Here is a 14,443-nt window from a genome sequence, read left to right as displayed (position 1 = left end):
AAACACTCTATGGCTGAACAGCAATACCGCATCGAACACGACACCATGGGCGAAGTGAAGGTGCCTGTTGACGCCCTGTGGCGTGCACAAACGCAGCGCGCCGTGGAGAACTTCCCAATCTCCGGCCGCGGCTTGGAATCCGCCCAGATCCGTGCCATGGGTCTGCTGAAGGCAGCGTGTGCACAGGTCAATAAGGATCGTGGGTTGCTCGACGCAGAGCAGGCCGACGCCATTATCGCGGCTGCTAAGGAAATTGCCGACGGCAAGCACGACGCTGAGTTCCCCATCGACGTGTTCCAAACAGGTTCCGGTACTTCTTCCAACATGAACACCAACGAGGTCATCGCCTCCATCGCCGCGAAAAATGGCGTTGAGGTTCACCCCAATGACCACGTAAACATGGGACAGTCCTCCAACGACACCTTCCCCACCGCCACTCACGTCGCAGCTACCGAGGCTGCCGTCAAGGACCTTATCCCCGGTCTGAAGGTGCTGCAGGAGTCCTTGGCAAAGAAGGCCAAAGAGTGGGAGACCGTGGTGAAGTCCGGTCGCACCCACCTCATGGACGCCGTGCCCGTCACCCTCGGCCAGGAGTTCTCCGGCTACGCTCGCCAGATTCAGGCGGGCATTGAACGAGTCGAGGCCACACTCCCCCGCCTGGGTGAGCTCCCCATCGGCGGCACCGCCGTTGGTACCGGCCTGAACACCCCCGCAGACTTCGGCGAGAAGGTCACCGCCGAGCTGAAGAAGCTCACCGGCGTAGAAGAACTACGCGAATGCGTCAACCACTTCGAGGCTCAGGCGAACCGCGACGGTCTGGTTGAGTTCTCCGGTGCAATGCGCACCATTGCTGTGTCGCTGACCAAGATCGCCAACGACATCCGCTGGATGGGCTCCGGCCCACTCACCGGCCTCGGCGAGATCCACCTTCCCGATTTGCAGCCGGGTTCTTCCATCATGCCCGGCAAGGTCAATCCTGTGCTGTGCGAAACCGCAACGCAGGTTGCCGCTCAGGTGGTTGGCAACGACGCCGCAGTCGCCTTCGGTGGCGCCCAGGGCGCTTTCGAGCTCAACGTGTTCATCCCGATGATGGCCCGAAACGTGCTCGAGTCCTCTCGCCTGCTGGCTAATACCGCCCGCGTGTTCGCAGAGCGCCTCGTCGATGGCATCGAGCCTAATGAGGAGCGCATGAAGACGCTGGCTGAGTCTTCGCCCTCCATCGTGACCCCGCTGAACTCCGCTATCGGTTACGAGAACGCAGCGAAGGTTGCCAAGACCGCTCTGAAGGAAGGCAAGACCATCCGCCAGACCGTCATTGACATGGGCTTCGTCGACGGCGATAAGCTCACCGAGGACGAGCTGGACAAGCGCCTCGACGTGCTGGCAATGGCCAACACGGATCGCGATAAATAAGCCCCCTGTTCGAGGCATCCCCCGCGAGGCAGCGCCTCGCGGGGGATCGCTTTATCCTGAGGTGCTGTCTCGCCCTCACCTTCAACAAGGAAGTCTCCATGCAGGTAGAAACACTTGAAATTCCCGGCGCCACCTTGATGCCATGGTCAAACCTTGCGCAGAGCGAAAACCTCGATGACATCGCCGTTGATCTACAGCGTTCTTGCATGGATCCCGCCACCCAGGAATTCACCACTGTGCCCAAAAATTACACCTTGAACATGGCCTTTGAGTTTTTGCGTGGAGATGCTCTGCGATGGGCAATCATGGCAAATGACCGTTACTGCGGAAACATTGAGGTCCGCGAGGATCCCAGGGGCTATTCGGTGGGGTACAACCTTGCACCGTGGGCGCGCGGGAAAGGTCTCATGCGCGCGGCGTTGGAAGCAGCGGCGCAGTGGGCGTGGAACCAAGGCATTGCTTGCCTCATCATTGAAATAGCTCCCGCCAACGTGGCATCGCAGAAAGTTGCCGAGGCCGTGGGAGCCAAGTTGGTGGAAAAAGGCGAGTTGCTCACCTACGAATATTGCCCTGCCCGAGGTGCCACTCCTGCGGCTGGGGGTGCCTGAAAGCACAAAAGCACCCGGACTGGGTCCGAGTGCTCGTGCGCGCTGCGTTTAATCATGCAGCGCAGCCGCTGTTTCATCGTCGATTTCCGGCTTCGGCAATAGCTTTTCCCAAATGTCGGTGTCGCGCCACTGACCTTTATATTCCCCGTAGGTCATTTTTGCTAGGTGGCGTAGCGTGCCCACTTTTTCAAAACCGCGTGATTCGTGCAGCTTCGCGGAGCCAACGTTTTCGGGAAAGATCCACGAATGAATGGCCCACTTGTTGAGTTTGATGCACACTTCGATGAGTTGATCCACCAAGGCACCTGCGACACCACGGCCGCGGGCATCGGGATGAATATAAATGGAATCTTCCACCACTCCGTGAAAGACGCTTCGGGTTGAAATCGGGGCTGCGGCAACCCAGCCGATCACCTTTTCGTCGTTGTCTGCTTCCACAGCAACGTAGAGGGATTCGGGAATCTTGGCCTTGGAAAATCGCTCCCAGCTCGGGGCTTCTACCTCGTAGGAGGCGTTTCCGGTTTCCAGGCCTAAGAGATAGATTTGCTGCACCTGGCCGAAATCGGCCCGGCGCAGCGGACGAATGACGAAGTCCTTATCTGGCATGGCAACGATTCTTTATCAGCCACGCCTTGTTTGCAAACTTCGTCGATTCGAATCTAGTTCTTGACGGTCTCAGCGCTGAAAACGCCAGCCTCGTCCGCGGTCCAGTTGATGGTGCCGTGCTCGAAGTCCTGGGTCCAGCCCTTGTCGATGGTCTGCTCAGCGGACTTTGGTGCGCCCAACTCGGAGTCAAGGCCGCCCATGCCAACCCAGGTCTCACCGATCTTGCCAACCACGGGCACTACTTCGCTGCCGTTCCAGGCAAGCATCTGACCATCTTCAAGGATTGCCAGGTAGGTGCCATTGGGGCCTTCCTTAACTTCCTGCAGCTTGCCCATCTCAGCTTCGTTTTCTGCGATGGCGTCCTTCAGCTCGGCGGGAACCTTTGCAGTCTCGCCGGCAGCGGTCTGAACTTCCTGAAGGTCGGCGTCGTCCTGGACAGCGTCCTTGGCGTCGGAAGCAACCTCAGAAGCCTTGTCGGTGGCGTCGGTTGCTGCCTCGGACACCTTGTCCTTAGCCTCACCAGCAGCGGAGGAAACAACGTTTCCGGCATCCTTGGCAGCTTCTTCTGCATCGGAGCAAGCAACGGCGCCGAAGCCGAGGGCGACAGTGGTTGCGATAGCGAGAGTACGCTTCATCTTCATAAGTTCAGGCATCCTTTCAAGATACTTTTGATTACCGACAACAATAATGCTGTACCCCTTTGGCACTTATCAAGCCATTAGGACAAAAGCATAAAAATCGTTATTCCTTCGTAACCTTGCTTGATTTCGCTTATCGACGTCTCCCGCGCCCGCGCTGCTGACGATTTCGCTGAGACTTTTTGTTCGGTACACGGTCACTGTTCCTCTTTACCGTCCGCGGCTTTTTGGTTTTCTGTTGCCGAGACGAGTTCATCGTGCGTCCCTTCGCAATGCCCACAAAGTCTTGAATATCGTCGGCATCGCGCTCTTTCCTCCACAACAAGGCAATGGTGGTGGCATCTCCCGGATTCCCCAGGAGCCCGCGATGCTCAACCTTCTTTCCGCACAGCACTTTGAGCATCGGGCGCGGCGCGAAAACCACACCGACGTTCGCTGCCACCACTTGCAGCCCATCGCGGATCTCTTGCACATGCTCTGGCCCTTGATAGGTAGCCATCACCGTTTCATCCACTAATTCCTCGGCGGGTATCTCTTCCATGAGCGTGAGCGTGTGATCTTTCGGTAACGCGACGCCGGGCGCTTCCTCATAGAGGCGCACAAGGTGATATTCCTCGAGGGCTCGCTCAACGCGCGCGTCCGGCAAGCGCACCAGCGCGAGGTCCACGGTGGCGTCGAAAAGCTCTTGCACCGGATCATCACTGCCGTGCGCCTGCAGCCCTCCGTGGAGGGTGCGATCTTGGAAGCGCTGGAACCACTTGTCTGGCTCCGTGCCAGTGACAAAACTCAAGCTAAGCATGAACTAATGCTAGCGTTGATGGCGTGAATGAAGCATCTGCACGTAAACCATCCGGCAAAGCAATGAAGCCGCAAACTGCGGCGAAGAAGTTGGGCATCTATCTGCCTGCCGCTCCTGAAGAATTTCAGCAGTCTGCACTCACCCACGATGAGTTCAACGAGTTGCAGCACACCCCACCGGAGTGGTTGCAGGAACTACGCCGAACCGGCCCGCATCCGCGACCGGTGGTGGCGCAAAAGCTTGGCATCACCATTGCAGCGCTCAAGCGCAACGATATGGACAAGGCGCTGACCACTGAGGAGATTAAGGCACTGCTGGAAGATCAACCCGAGTGGCTTCGGAAGGCCCGCACAGCACTAGCGCAGCAGCGCGAAGAGCAATCTGAAGGCTCTGAGGGCTAACGCTCTTCACTCACCGCCCGCACAGCATTCGGCTGCGGGTTTTCTTTTTCCACAAGACGTTGCAGGGCGTCCATGTGCCGGAGGTACGCCTGGAGGCCGGCTTCAGTGAGCTGCAGCCAAAGTACGTCCTTGGCGCGGGTTGATCCGATTTCGCGAAACTTTGTTACGTAACCAGCCTGCTCAAGGTGACGTAGATGCTTCGACAATGCGCTTGCGGAAAGCTCGGTTGCTTTTGACAAGCGGGAAAATCGCATCTCATTTCTTCCCTCAAAAGCCGAAGCCCCATACAGCGTGGCGCAGATGGCTAGGCGTGGTAACGGGTGAACGATGGGGTCAAGGCTAGTCATGGCGTGCTAACGCTTTCTCACGTTCTTGCTCGATTCGCCAAAACACCAGCGCGGTGAGCGCACACGTTGCGAGACACGCCAGCACCTGAATTTCTAAGGACTGGGCGGCAATCGTCTCACGCAACGAGTTGCTCAGCATGGAGAATGCCAGCATCCACACCACCATGAGTGCCACGGCCGAGAGTGGCATAGGAGCTTGCGCGTCTACTGGCTGTCGCGTTGCCACACGCACACCGTTGCGATATGAGCTCACGCCAGCGATTCCAAGCATGAGCACAACAAGCGTCATGATGATCCAGAGCGGCCAGCGTTGCAAGAGCAAAAAGAAGATGAGGCCGGTCATTCCTCCGATCATGGCGGGTACCCAGTAGATGCTCTTTCCAGATTGAGCCTGTTCAAGCCGTTTGGCATAGGTGAAGTCGTCCATGGGATGCCTCCTCAAAACTCTTAGAGTTTCCGTACTGGCAACACTACCCGCAGAGTTTCCATCGCGGCAAGTATGCTACAGAACACTCCCACTTGCCAACGCAGCAAAATTCACATCGTGCAACTTTGCACCCTGTGCAATATTGGGCATAGAATCGCAGACATGTCCACAGAATCCCACACGGATCCCACGGGTTCCCACAGCGATCCCACACTTTCCCACCGGGAAGCCAAACGCATCCGAACCCACCGAGCGATCGAAGCTGCCGCCACGCAGCAAGTGCTCGAGCGCGGATTCCACGAGGTCACCGTGGACGAAATTTGTGCGCCGGTGGGCATCTCCCGGCGTACCTTTTTTAATTACTTCAATTCAAAAGAAGAGGCAGTGCTCGGCACCGGACACCGCGAACTCAGCGAAGAAGAAGTGCAGGCGTTCTGCTCCCAGCAACACGCAAACCTGCCCGCATCCACCCTGAGTCTGCTGGTATCCCTCATTCTGGACCCCAATCGTGACTCACTCTTCGATGCCGCAACGGAAGCCCGCAGAAAAAGCATCTGTGAACAGGAACCGGCGTTCATTCGCCACCAAATCGCCCGCTTTCATGGAGCCCGCGAAGCCGTGACAGAGGCGGTGAGCGAATACTTCGCCCACTTTCCGCAGGCCAGAAGGACGCAGGAGTCAGCCGAGGACGAGGCCAGGGCACTAACCGGGGTGGTGTTTTCCGCGGTGATGTCGGCCATGCAGTCCGCCAAACACTCCGGCAATCTCACACCCGCACATTTGCGAGCCACAAGCTCCAGAATGCTGCAAGCCACCATTGACCTACTCCAGGCATAAACGAAACAAAAGGAACACAATGACGAACAACGTCAAAGAGCGAAAGCGCCAAAAGCGCGAATCCTCGATGACCCCTGAGCAACGCAAACGTGCCTGGTGGGTCCTTTCTTCACTCATGGTTGCGATGCTGCTCGCCAGCCTCGACCAGATGATCTTCTCCACCGCTCTGCCCACCATCGTTGGCGAGCTCGGCGGTGTAGACCACATGATGTGGGTAATTACCGCCTACATGCTCGGTGAGACCATCATGCTCCCGATCTACGGCAAGCTTGGCGATATCGTCGGCCGCAAGCCACTGTTCATCGGCGCCCTCACCATCTTCCTTCTCGGTTCAATGATCGGTGGCGTCGCCCACACCATGGCGCTCCTCATTCTCGGCCGCGCAGTGCAAGGCATCGGCGCCGGTGGTCTGATGATCCTCTCGCAGGCCATCATCGCCGACGTCGTCCCCGCCCGCGAACGTGGCCGTTTCATGGGCGTCATGGGTGGCATCTTCGGCCTCTCGGCGGTGCTCGGACCACTACTCGGCGGTTGGTTTACCGAAGGCATCGGCTGGCGTTGGGCCTTCTGGATGAACATCCCCCTGGGCATCGTCGCCATCGGCATCGCCATGTGGCGCCTGCGCATCCCCAAGGCGGAAAAGAAGGCGCTGCAGTGGGATTACGCTGGCACCATCCTCATGATCATCTCCACCGTCTCACTGATTCTGTTCACCACCTGGGGCGGCACCACCTACGAATGGTCTGATCCGCTGATTATCGGTCTGATCGCGAGCACGGTCATTGGTGCGTCCCTGTTGGTCGTCGTCGAAAAGCGCGCAAAAAATCCCCTCATCCCCCTGGATTTCTTCGCCAATCGCAACTTCACCGTCACCACCCTCGCCGGGCTGGTTATCGGCATCACCATGTTCGGCGTCCTGGGCTACCTGCCCACCTACTTGCAGATGGTTTCGGGGATCTCCGCGACCGAGGCCGGCTACATGATGATCCCGATGATGGTCGGCATGATGGGTTGCTCCATTTGGTCAGGTCAGCGCATCACCAAAACGGGCTCCTACCGCCACTTCCCCATGATCGGCATGGCCATCGTGTTCGCTTCACTGTTCATGTTCCACGCCATCAAGGTCGATTCTTCGCTGTGGTACATCGGGCTCTGCCTATTTACCCTCGGCGTTGGTCTTGGCCTGGGTATGCAGGTGTTGGTACTCGTTGTCCAAAACACTCTGCCTATGGACGTGGTCGGGTCTGCTACTGCCGTGAACAACTTCGTGCGCCAAATCGGCGCCTCCATCGGATCAGCGCTGGTAGGTGGTCTCTTCGTGGGCAACCTCAAGCCATTGCTCACCGAGCGCCTTCCGGCCGCAACCCAGCAGCTCCCACCCGAGCAGGCGCGAGCTGTGGCCGGCCAGGGCATTGACGCGAACAGCGTGACCCCTACCCTGGTTGATCAACTCCCCGGCCCGCTGCACGAGGCCTTCATCACCTCCTACCACGACGCCCTTATGCCCGTGTTCATCGTGCTCATGCCGTTGGTGGTCATCGCCTTCCTACTGGTGTCAGCCATCAAGCACGAGCCTTTGCGTGAGACCACGCGCATGATGGAAGCCGACAACTCAGCGGACCCTAACGTCGCCGAAGCCTAGCTTTTCGACGCCCAACGCCCCTTAGCTCCAACGTTTGAGAGCTAAGGGGCGTTTTCTACACTGAGCTTCCGAATGCTTAGAGCAGTCCCCAGTTCTCCAGATCCTCATAGAGCGGGTACTGCTGTGCAAGAGTCTCAACGCGCTGACGCAGGGAGTTCACGTCGGCTGCCTTACCGTTCTTCAATGCCTCGGCAAGAATCTCCGCAACCTCGCTGAACGCTGCGGCCTCAAAGCCACGGGTGGCAAGCGCCGGAGTACCGATGCGCAAGCCGGAGGTAACCATCGGCGGGCGAGGATCAAACGGCACCGCGTTGCGGTTGACGGTGATGCCAACCTCATGCAGCAGATCCTCGGCCTCCTGGCCATTCATCTCGGAATTGCGCAGATCTACCAAAACCAGGTGCACGTCGGTGCCGCCGGTGAGCACATCCACGCCTGCTTCCTTGCAGTCGGAAGCAGTGAGGCGCTCTGCAATAATGCGCGCCCCCTCCAGTGTGCGTTCCTGACGCTGCTTGAATTCCTCGCTAGCGGCTACCTTCATGGCCACGGCCTTCGCCGCGATCGCGTGCATGAGCGGCCCGCCCTGCTGTCCGGGGAACACCGCCGAATTGAGCTTCTTCGCGTACTCCTGCTTGGCCAAAATCATGCCAGAGCGGGGACCACCGAGGGTCTTGTGCACGGTGGTGGAAACAACATCGGCGTGGGGCACCGGCGTGGGGTGCAACCCTGCGGCTACCAGCCCTGCGAAGTGCGCCATGTCCACCCACAGTTTGGCGCCAACTTCATCGGCGATGGAGCGGAAGGCCTCGAAATCTTGCTGGCGCGGGTATGCAGACCACCCGGCGATGAGAACCTGCGGCTTTTCTCGCAATGCCTGCTCACGAACCTTGTCCATGTCCACGCGGAAGGTTTCTGGGTCTACCTCGTAGGCAGCTACCTCGTAGAGCTTTCCGGAGAAGTTCAGGTGCATGCCGTGGGTGAGGTGTCCGCCGTGAGCCAGGGACAGGCCCATGATTTTATCGCCGGGATTTGCCAGCGCCATCAAAACGGCGGCATTTGCCTGCGCGCCGGCATGTGGCTGCACATTAGCGAATTCCGCGCCGAAGAGTTCCTTGGCTCGGTTGCGGGCGAGATCTTCCACCACGTCCGCGTATTCGCAGCCACCGTAGTAGCGACGCCCGGGGTAACCCTCGGCATATTTGTTGGTAAACACCGAACCTTGCGCCTGCAAAACGGCCCGGGGCACGAAGTTTTCCGAAGCGATCATCTCCAAGGTGCCACGCTGACGGCCTAACTCGTCGTTGATGGCCTGAGCCACCTCAGGATCGAGTTCGCTCAGCGGCATATTGCGGATGTCTTGTGCCATGGTGAAGCCACATCACCTTTCCTTAGGGGGTCATTCCTCGACGCATCTCACATTCCCACTGCGGTTACGTCGTGGCTAGTCTAACGCACACCCAAAGCGCCCATCCCCCGTTTTTGCCCCTGCCAGCGCTTCACCCGATTCGGTTGACTCCCACCCCGCGGGGCACAATGGAGGCATGGCCCGCCTCAAAGACGCAAGCCCATACCTTGATTTCGACCGCACCTCATGGCACGAGCTCAGAAAATCGATGCCGCAGGTGCTCACCGAAGACGAAGTAGTGGCGCTGAGCGGTATCGGTGAAAACATCGACCTCGATGAAGTCACAGAGGTGTACTTGCCACTCAGCCGTCTGATCCATTTGCTTGTCGACGCCCGCCAGTCCCTCACCAGATCCGTGGAGACCTTCGTTGGTGCTCCGGCGCCCCACGTGCCCTTTGTCATTGGAATCGCTGGATCAGTTGCGGTGGGCAAATCCACTACCGCCAGGCTCCTGCAAGTGTTGCTGCAACGCTGGGAATCGCATCCCCGGGTGGACCTGGTCACCACCGACGGCTTTTTATATCCGACGGCCACGCTGCGTGAACGCAGCATGCTCAACCGTAAGGGTTATCCAGAAAGTTACGATCGCCGTGCACTACTGCGCTTTGTTACCGACGTAAAATCCGGCAAACCCAATGTGCAGGCACCGGTCTACTCCCACACCGCCTACGACATCGTCCCGGATACGTTCATCAACGTAGACCGCCCCGACATCCTCATCATCGAAGGATTAAACGTTCTCCAAACTGGCCCCACGCTCACCGTGAGTGATCTTTTCGATTTCTCCCTCTACGTGGATGCACACACCGAAGACATTGAGCGCTGGTACATCGAACGATTCCTCACGTTGCGTGGCTCGGCGTTCCGCGAGCCTGGCGCCCACTTCTCTCACTATGCGGACTTTGATGACGAGCGAGCTGTGGCTGAGGCCCGAAAGATTTGGCAAACGATTAACTTGCCCAACCTGGTGGAAAATATTCAACCCACGAGAGTTCGCGCGTCACTCGTGCTTTCTAAAGGATCGGATCACACAGTACAGCGTGTAAGGATGCGCAAACTTTAACACTCTTGAGCCCACGCCACTATGGGTTCCAGCGCCGCCATGTCACGACAGTCAATATCCTTTCCGTAGCCTTCGAGGATCGCCATTTCGGCATCACTTTTTCGAGGCTTCGGGCGCAGCAATGCCACCAAAGACCGCATGACGGCGCGGTGTTTGGGCTGCAGCTCCGAATAGAACAGGCGGCCCGGCAGGTAAAAGCGCGCCACGTCAGCCCCCAGGTGCGAGGCCAGTTGGTCTTTGCGTTGGGCGTCGGCAAGCGGGGTCATACCCACCGCCACCACCGCAAGGGGATGATCTTGAAGATTGTGCTCGCGGATGTAATGCAGCGCGGGAATCACCGGACCGTGCACGTAAGACATCACGATGACGGGCTCCCCTTCGGCTACCGGGTGTGAAAAGTCGAGAGCCTCAACCCCTAACTGCTGCGCCAGTGCCAGCGCATAGGTGCGGGTTGAACCGTAGATGCTTTGATAGCGAATGTGCACCATTACTTGCCAAACCGTCGGCTGCGTTTTGAGTACTCACGCAAGGCGCGCAGGAAGTCCAGGCGACGAAACGCGGGCCAATAAGTGTCGGTGAACCAGATCTCCGAATACGCCGCCTGCCACAGCAGGAATCCGGACAGGCGCTGTTCACCCGAAGTTCGGATCACGAGGTCGGGATCAGGCTGTCCCGACGTGTAGAGGTGTTTGGAAATTGAGTCCACGCTCACCACCCGCGCCAATTCATCCGCAGGTACACCGCTTTTCGCGGCATCATCGATGAGTTCACGTACGGCGTCGACAATTTCCTGACGGCCCCCGTAGCCAACCGCCACATTGACAGCGATACCCGAGTGCCCTGAGGTGAGGTCCTCAGCGTGACGTAGCCGCTTCGCTACCGAATCCGGAAGCAAGTCGAGGTGACCAACCACTCGGACGCGGCAGTTGGTGTCTTCGTCTGCAAGCTCGTTAACAACTTCCGCGATGATGTCAAAAAGCAGTTCGAGCTCGTCCGACTCGCGTCCCAGATTCTCTGTGGACAAAAGATAGACGGTGACCAGCTCTACATCGGTGGTTTGACACCAGCGCACCAATTCACCAATTTTGCGAGCCCCAACACGATGACCGTGGCTAATGTCTGCAAAACCAGCCTGCCGCGCCCATCGACGATTACCATCGCACATCACCGCGACGTGCTTAGGCTGGGCTAGCCCCGCGACTTCCCTGCGCAAACGCCGCTCGTACACGGGATAGAGCACAGCATCAGCGGCGCTTCGGGCGCGCTGCTGCAGTGTCTGAATCAGTTCTGCGCCTCGCATCACAACCAGTGCTTCTTCCGGCGGTCAAGCACCCCCGCTTCCGCCATTGCCTCGTCCACTGCTTTTTCGTCGAACACATCAAGGCCATGCGCTTCTGCGAACATGCGGCGCCGATTCAACCTGGAGTAGCGACGGTGGAAGGCATAACCGAGATACAGCACCACCACGAGCAGGGCAACGAGCACGAGCCACCCCACCGGTGAGGCCTTACCAAATTCCGAGCCCACCGGCCCCGGGCCTTGTTGGGCCAAAATCAGCAAATTGGTGGTCATAGCGTGTGCTCCTTGCAAAGTTTCATAGTGCGAACGTGTCTATTCTAGCGTCTCGTACAACCCCCTCCGGGGTCACGATCCGAGCGTGTGAGCATTCAGATTAGGCTTCGATACCCGCAAAAAGGTCATCCTCTGGAATTGAGGTGGTTACCCGAGTCGCGGCCAATTCAAATTCTTCAGTGGGCCAGAGTCGCTGCTGCACATCGACTGGCGTGGCAAAGAACGTCCCGGCTGGGTCGATTTGTGTGGCGTGGGCGCGCAAGGCTTCGTCTCGTTGATCGAAATATTCGGCAACATGCACTTGCGTGGTCACTCGAGCCATGACGTCGGCTTTGTTTGCCTTCCAACGCTCCAATATGTCGGTGTAGGGGCTCGGTCGGCCTTGTTCCAGCAGCAGGTTGTGAAACATTTCCATGCGCTGCCGGATAAAACCGTGTGTGTAGTAGAGCTTCAGCGGCTTCCATGCTGGGCCCAACTCAGGGCGGTACTGCTCATCACCCGCGCGCTCCCACGCCAACATGGAAACCTCGTGGACCTTCAGGTGGTCAGGATGGGGATAGCCACCGTTCTCGTCATAGGTGATGATGACGTGGGGCCGAAACTCGCGGATTACTGCAACGACTTTCGCCACAATTTCATCGGTGTCCGCCAGCGCGAAACTTCCCTCCGGTAGAGGCGGCAAGGGATCACCCTCCGGCAGGCCGGAATCGACATAACCAAGCCACGCATGCTTCGCGCCGATAGCGGCGATCGCACGAGCCATTTCTTCTTTTCTAATGGCGCTAATGTTTTCTAATACACCTGGCTTGTTCATGGCGGGATTGAGAATGTCTCCGCGCTCCCCGCCCGTGCACGTGAGCACCATGACCTCGTTGCCTTCTGCAGCGTATTTGGCCATGGTTGCGGCGCCCTTACTGGACTCATCGTCTGGGTGGGCGTGGATTGCCAAGAGTCTATGTTTTGCCACGGATCTTCCTCACGGGTTGGTGCTCAGGATGCCGGAGCGTCCGACAGCCTTCGGGCTGCTTGCACGCTACTCGATGCTGCCAATAACGTTGAACCATCCTAGCGCGAGCATCATTGGCTATTATGTACTAGTCCCTTAGAGAGATTTACTCAAGCAAAAGTTGCAAGGAGTGCTGTTGAACATGGCCCGTAAACGATATGCCTCCGGCGCCGATACTAGCCAGCAATCCACGTTGAGCGGCAAATTGCTTGCCATTTTGATCCTCGTGATGGTGTTCGCAGTGGCTATCGCTGCGTTCAGGCTTGTGAAGCAACAACAGGCCATGACGATTACCGGCAAGACCGCTGAAGTCACCCAGCTCAACGACGAGCAATTCAAGCTTTCTTTCGACGTCACGCGAGACGACACGGATACCGACTCGTACTGCATCGTCAAGGCACTCAACTACGACATGGCAGAAGTTGGACGTCGAGAAGTCGTTATTCCCGCTGGCGGCCAGCGAACCCAGCGCTTTGAGACGGTGATTTCCACTCGCGAGCCCGGCGTTTCGGCCGACGTGTACGGTTGCGCCACCACGCTGCCTTTCTACTTGGAAGCACCGGATGCGCCCAGCAACTAATCTTCAATGCTAAAATATCTGAGAATCTTGCCAATGAAGCCCCGCAGCGTCGGGGCTTCACCATTGGTAGCGCGAATGAACACCAAAGTGACGCATCGAGGTAACGAACATGGCTGAGAACCAAAAGCAGTACATCACCCCTGAAACGAAGGCAAAGCTTGAAGAAGAGCTGAACGCCCTCATCGCCCACCGCCCCGTGGTCGCAGCAGAAATTAACGAGCGCCGCGAAGAAGGCGACCTCAAGGAGAACGCGGGCTACGATGCCGCTCGCGAAATGCAGGATCAGGAAGAAGCTCGCATCAAGCAGATTTCCGAGATCCTGGCAAATTCCACCACCGAACGCGCCGGCATCGTCGATGGCGTGGCCTACGTTGGTTCCGTGGTGCACGTCTACTACAACGAGGATCCCTCCGATAAGGAAACCTTCCTCATCGGTACCCGCGCTGCAGCGAGCGACAACAAGGATCTCGAGACCTACTCCGAGCAGTCTCCTCTTGGCGCGGCGATCATCGGCGCCAAAGAGGGAGAAACCCGCGAATACACCGCGCCGAACGGCCGCACCATCAAAGTGACTGTGGAATCCGCCGCTCCTTACGACTCCACTAAGGCTGCGACCCCCCGCAACACCTAAGACACCTGTGGTTTTCCTGCCATGAAACTTCATCGACAACCGGCCGCCATCGCTCTCGTGGCGGCCGTTGCCGTGGGTAGCGCACTAAGCGGTTGCCAGGCTTCCCGAGCGAAAACGGCAACTCCCGCTGCAAGTAGCGCCTCGTCATCGACGAAGGCGTCGACAAGCGCCCCGTATCCCAAAAAGGCGATTCCAGGTTGGAAAAACTGCATCGAAGACCCAGCGATGAAGCCGAATACCGTCATGCTGGACTGCATCCACGAAGCCACCTACGTTAAAAAGGTGAAGTGGAAGAGCTGGTCTTCTGAACGCGCGGTGGGAACCGGTACCTACTCCACATCCGACTGCGGAGATAAACGGTGTTCAAAACCGAAAACCTGGACGGTGACCCTGGTGCTGAGCGACCCAGTGATGACCCCCGAAGGCCCAGCGTTTTCTAACGCAGTGACATACTAACGCGCTGAACAT

19 protein-coding genes are annotated in these 14,443 nt (G+C 58.1%); 9 read left to right on the top strand and 10 right to left on the bottom strand.

Annotation, left to right across the window (positions count from 1 at the left end):
• Nucleotides 1–9 precede the first annotated feature (9 nt).
• Nucleotides 10–1,413, top strand: coding sequence for a class II fumarate hydratase (locus CGERO_RS03950; protein WP_123933576.1), 1,404 nt, complete (start codon nucleotides 10–12; stop codon nucleotides 1,411–1,413).
• A 98-nt stretch (nucleotides 1,414–1,511) separates the two neighbouring features.
• Nucleotides 1,512–2,021 (top strand): GNAT family N-acetyltransferase, encoded by a 510-nt coding sequence (locus tag CGERO_RS03945; RefSeq protein WP_123933575.1) that lies wholly within the window; start codon nucleotides 1,512–1,514, stop codon nucleotides 2,019–2,021.
• A gap of 48 nt (nucleotides 2,022–2,069) precedes the next feature.
• On the opposite strand, the gene CGERO_RS03940 is transcribed toward CGERO_RS03945, so the two are convergent.
• The 3 genes from CGERO_RS03940 to CGERO_RS03930 all read right to left on the bottom strand — a co-directional run bounded on the left by CGERO_RS03940 (nucleotide 2,070) and on the right by CGERO_RS03930 (nucleotide 4,064).
• Nucleotides 2,070–2,627, bottom strand: coding sequence for a GNAT family N-acetyltransferase (locus tag CGERO_RS03940; protein ID WP_123933574.1), 558 nt, complete (start codon nucleotides 2,625–2,627; stop codon nucleotides 2,070–2,072).
• A 53-nt stretch (nucleotides 2,628–2,680) separates the two neighbouring features.
• On the bottom strand, nucleotides 2,681–3,268 hold the full coding sequence (locus CGERO_RS03935) for an LGFP repeat-containing protein (protein WP_164470263.1): 588 nt from the start codon (nucleotides 3,266–3,268) through the stop codon (nucleotides 2,681–2,683).
• A 130-nt stretch (nucleotides 3,269–3,398) separates the two neighbouring features.
• Entirely contained in the window at nucleotides 3,399–4,064 is a 666-nt protein-coding gene (locus CGERO_RS03930; protein WP_123933572.1) for a LysR family transcriptional regulator substrate-binding protein, read from the bottom strand.
• Nucleotides 4,065–4,126: 62 nt separating this feature from the next.
• Here CGERO_RS03930 and CGERO_RS03925 point away from each other — a divergent pair, with 62 nt between their 5' ends.
• Nucleotides 4,127–4,465 carry a DUF5997 family protein gene (locus tag CGERO_RS03925; protein ID WP_123935914.1) on the top strand — a complete coding sequence of 113 codons (339 nt, stop codon included), beginning with the start codon at nucleotides 4,127–4,129 and terminating at the stop codon, nucleotides 4,463–4,465.
• On the opposite strand, the gene CGERO_RS03920 is transcribed toward CGERO_RS03925, so the two are convergent.
• Nucleotides 4,462–4,812: a transcriptional regulator gene (locus tag CGERO_RS03920; protein WP_123933571.1), complete on the bottom strand. Its 351-nt coding sequence runs from the start codon at nucleotides 4,810–4,812 to the stop codon at nucleotides 4,462–4,464. The genes CGERO_RS03925 and CGERO_RS03920 overlap by 4 nt on opposite strands.
• Nucleotides 4,805–5,239, bottom strand: coding sequence for a hypothetical protein (locus tag CGERO_RS03915; protein WP_123933570.1), 435 nt, complete (start codon nucleotides 5,237–5,239; stop codon nucleotides 4,805–4,807). Before CGERO_RS03915 ends, CGERO_RS03920 begins: the two co-directional genes overlap by 8 nt.
• 162 nt (nucleotides 5,240–5,401) lie before the next feature.
• Between CGERO_RS03915 and CGERO_RS03910 the strand changes: the two genes are divergently transcribed.
• Both CGERO_RS03910 and CGERO_RS03905 read left to right on the top strand, forming a co-directional pair.
• On the top strand, nucleotides 5,402–6,076 hold the full coding sequence (locus CGERO_RS03910; protein ID WP_123933569.1) for a TetR family transcriptional regulator: 675 nt from the start codon (nucleotides 5,402–5,404) through the stop codon (nucleotides 6,074–6,076).
• A gap of 19 nt (nucleotides 6,077–6,095) precedes the next feature.
• On the top strand, nucleotides 6,096–7,718 hold the full coding sequence (locus tag CGERO_RS03905; protein ID WP_245998882.1) for an MDR family MFS transporter: 1,623 nt from the start codon (nucleotides 6,096–6,098) through the stop codon (nucleotides 7,716–7,718).
• A 76-nt stretch (nucleotides 7,719–7,794) separates the two neighbouring features.
• Here CGERO_RS03905 and glyA read toward each other — a convergent pair whose 3' ends face one another.
• Nucleotides 7,795–9,084 (bottom strand): serine hydroxymethyltransferase, encoded by a 1,290-nt coding sequence (gene glyA, locus CGERO_RS03900; RefSeq protein WP_123933568.1) that lies wholly within the window; start codon nucleotides 9,082–9,084, stop codon nucleotides 7,795–7,797.
• A gap of 175 nt (nucleotides 9,085–9,259) precedes the next feature.
• Here glyA and coaA point away from each other — a divergent pair, with 175 nt between their 5' ends.
• Nucleotides 9,260–10,186, top strand: coding sequence for a type I pantothenate kinase (gene coaA, locus CGERO_RS03895; RefSeq protein WP_123933567.1), 927 nt, complete (start codon nucleotides 9,260–9,262; stop codon nucleotides 10,184–10,186).
• On the opposite strand, the gene CGERO_RS03890 is transcribed toward coaA, so the two are convergent.
• From CGERO_RS03890 to mca, 4 genes are all read right to left on the bottom strand, one after another.
• A complete protein-coding gene (locus CGERO_RS03890; protein ID WP_245998881.1) occupies nucleotides 10,183–10,674 on the bottom strand; it encodes a flavodoxin domain-containing protein in 492 nt (163 codons plus the stop codon). The genes coaA and CGERO_RS03890 overlap by 4 nt on opposite strands.
• The gene (locus tag CGERO_RS03885; RefSeq protein ID WP_123933566.1) at nucleotides 10,674–11,486 is read right to left on the bottom strand and encodes an isoprenyl transferase; all 813 of its coding nucleotides are present in this window, start codon (nucleotides 11,484–11,486) and stop codon (nucleotides 10,674–10,676) included. The genes CGERO_RS03890 and CGERO_RS03885 overlap by 1 nt, the downstream gene beginning before the upstream one ends.
• Entirely contained in the window at nucleotides 11,486–11,758 is a 273-nt protein-coding gene (locus tag CGERO_RS03880; RefSeq protein WP_123933565.1) for a hypothetical protein, read from the bottom strand. The genes CGERO_RS03885 and CGERO_RS03880 overlap by 1 nt, the downstream gene beginning before the upstream one ends.
• Nucleotides 11,759–11,858: 100 nt before the next feature.
• Nucleotides 11,859–12,725: a mycothiol conjugate amidase Mca gene (gene mca, locus CGERO_RS03875; RefSeq protein ID WP_123933564.1), complete on the bottom strand. Its 867-nt coding sequence runs from the start codon at nucleotides 12,723–12,725 to the stop codon at nucleotides 11,859–11,861.
• 181 nt (nucleotides 12,726–12,906) lie between these two features.
• Here mca and CGERO_RS03870 point away from each other — a divergent pair, with 181 nt between their 5' ends.
• The 3 genes from CGERO_RS03870 to CGERO_RS03860 all read left to right on the top strand — a co-directional run bounded on the left by CGERO_RS03870 (nucleotide 12,907) and on the right by CGERO_RS03860 (nucleotide 14,431).
• Nucleotides 12,907–13,344, top strand: a complete 438-nt coding sequence (locus CGERO_RS03870) for a DUF4307 domain-containing protein (protein WP_123933563.1) — start codon at nucleotides 12,907–12,909, stop codon at nucleotides 13,342–13,344.
• Nucleotides 13,345–13,453: 109 nt separating this feature from the next.
• Nucleotides 13,454–13,975 (top strand): transcription elongation factor GreA, encoded by a 522-nt coding sequence (greA, locus tag CGERO_RS03865; RefSeq protein ID WP_123933562.1) that lies wholly within the window; start codon nucleotides 13,454–13,456, stop codon nucleotides 13,973–13,975.
• Between the two features lie 21 nt (nucleotides 13,976–13,996).
• Entirely contained in the window at nucleotides 13,997–14,431 is a 435-nt protein-coding gene (locus CGERO_RS03860) for a hypothetical protein (protein ID WP_123933561.1), read from the top strand.
• The last annotated feature ends 12 nt before the right edge of the window (nucleotides 14,432–14,443 follow it).

Source organism: Corynebacterium gerontici, from assembly GCF_003813985.1.
GTDB lineage: Bacteria > Actinomycetota > Actinomycetes > Mycobacteriales > Mycobacteriaceae > Corynebacterium > Corynebacterium gerontici.
This window is presented reverse-complemented; position numbering and strand designations above follow the sequence as displayed.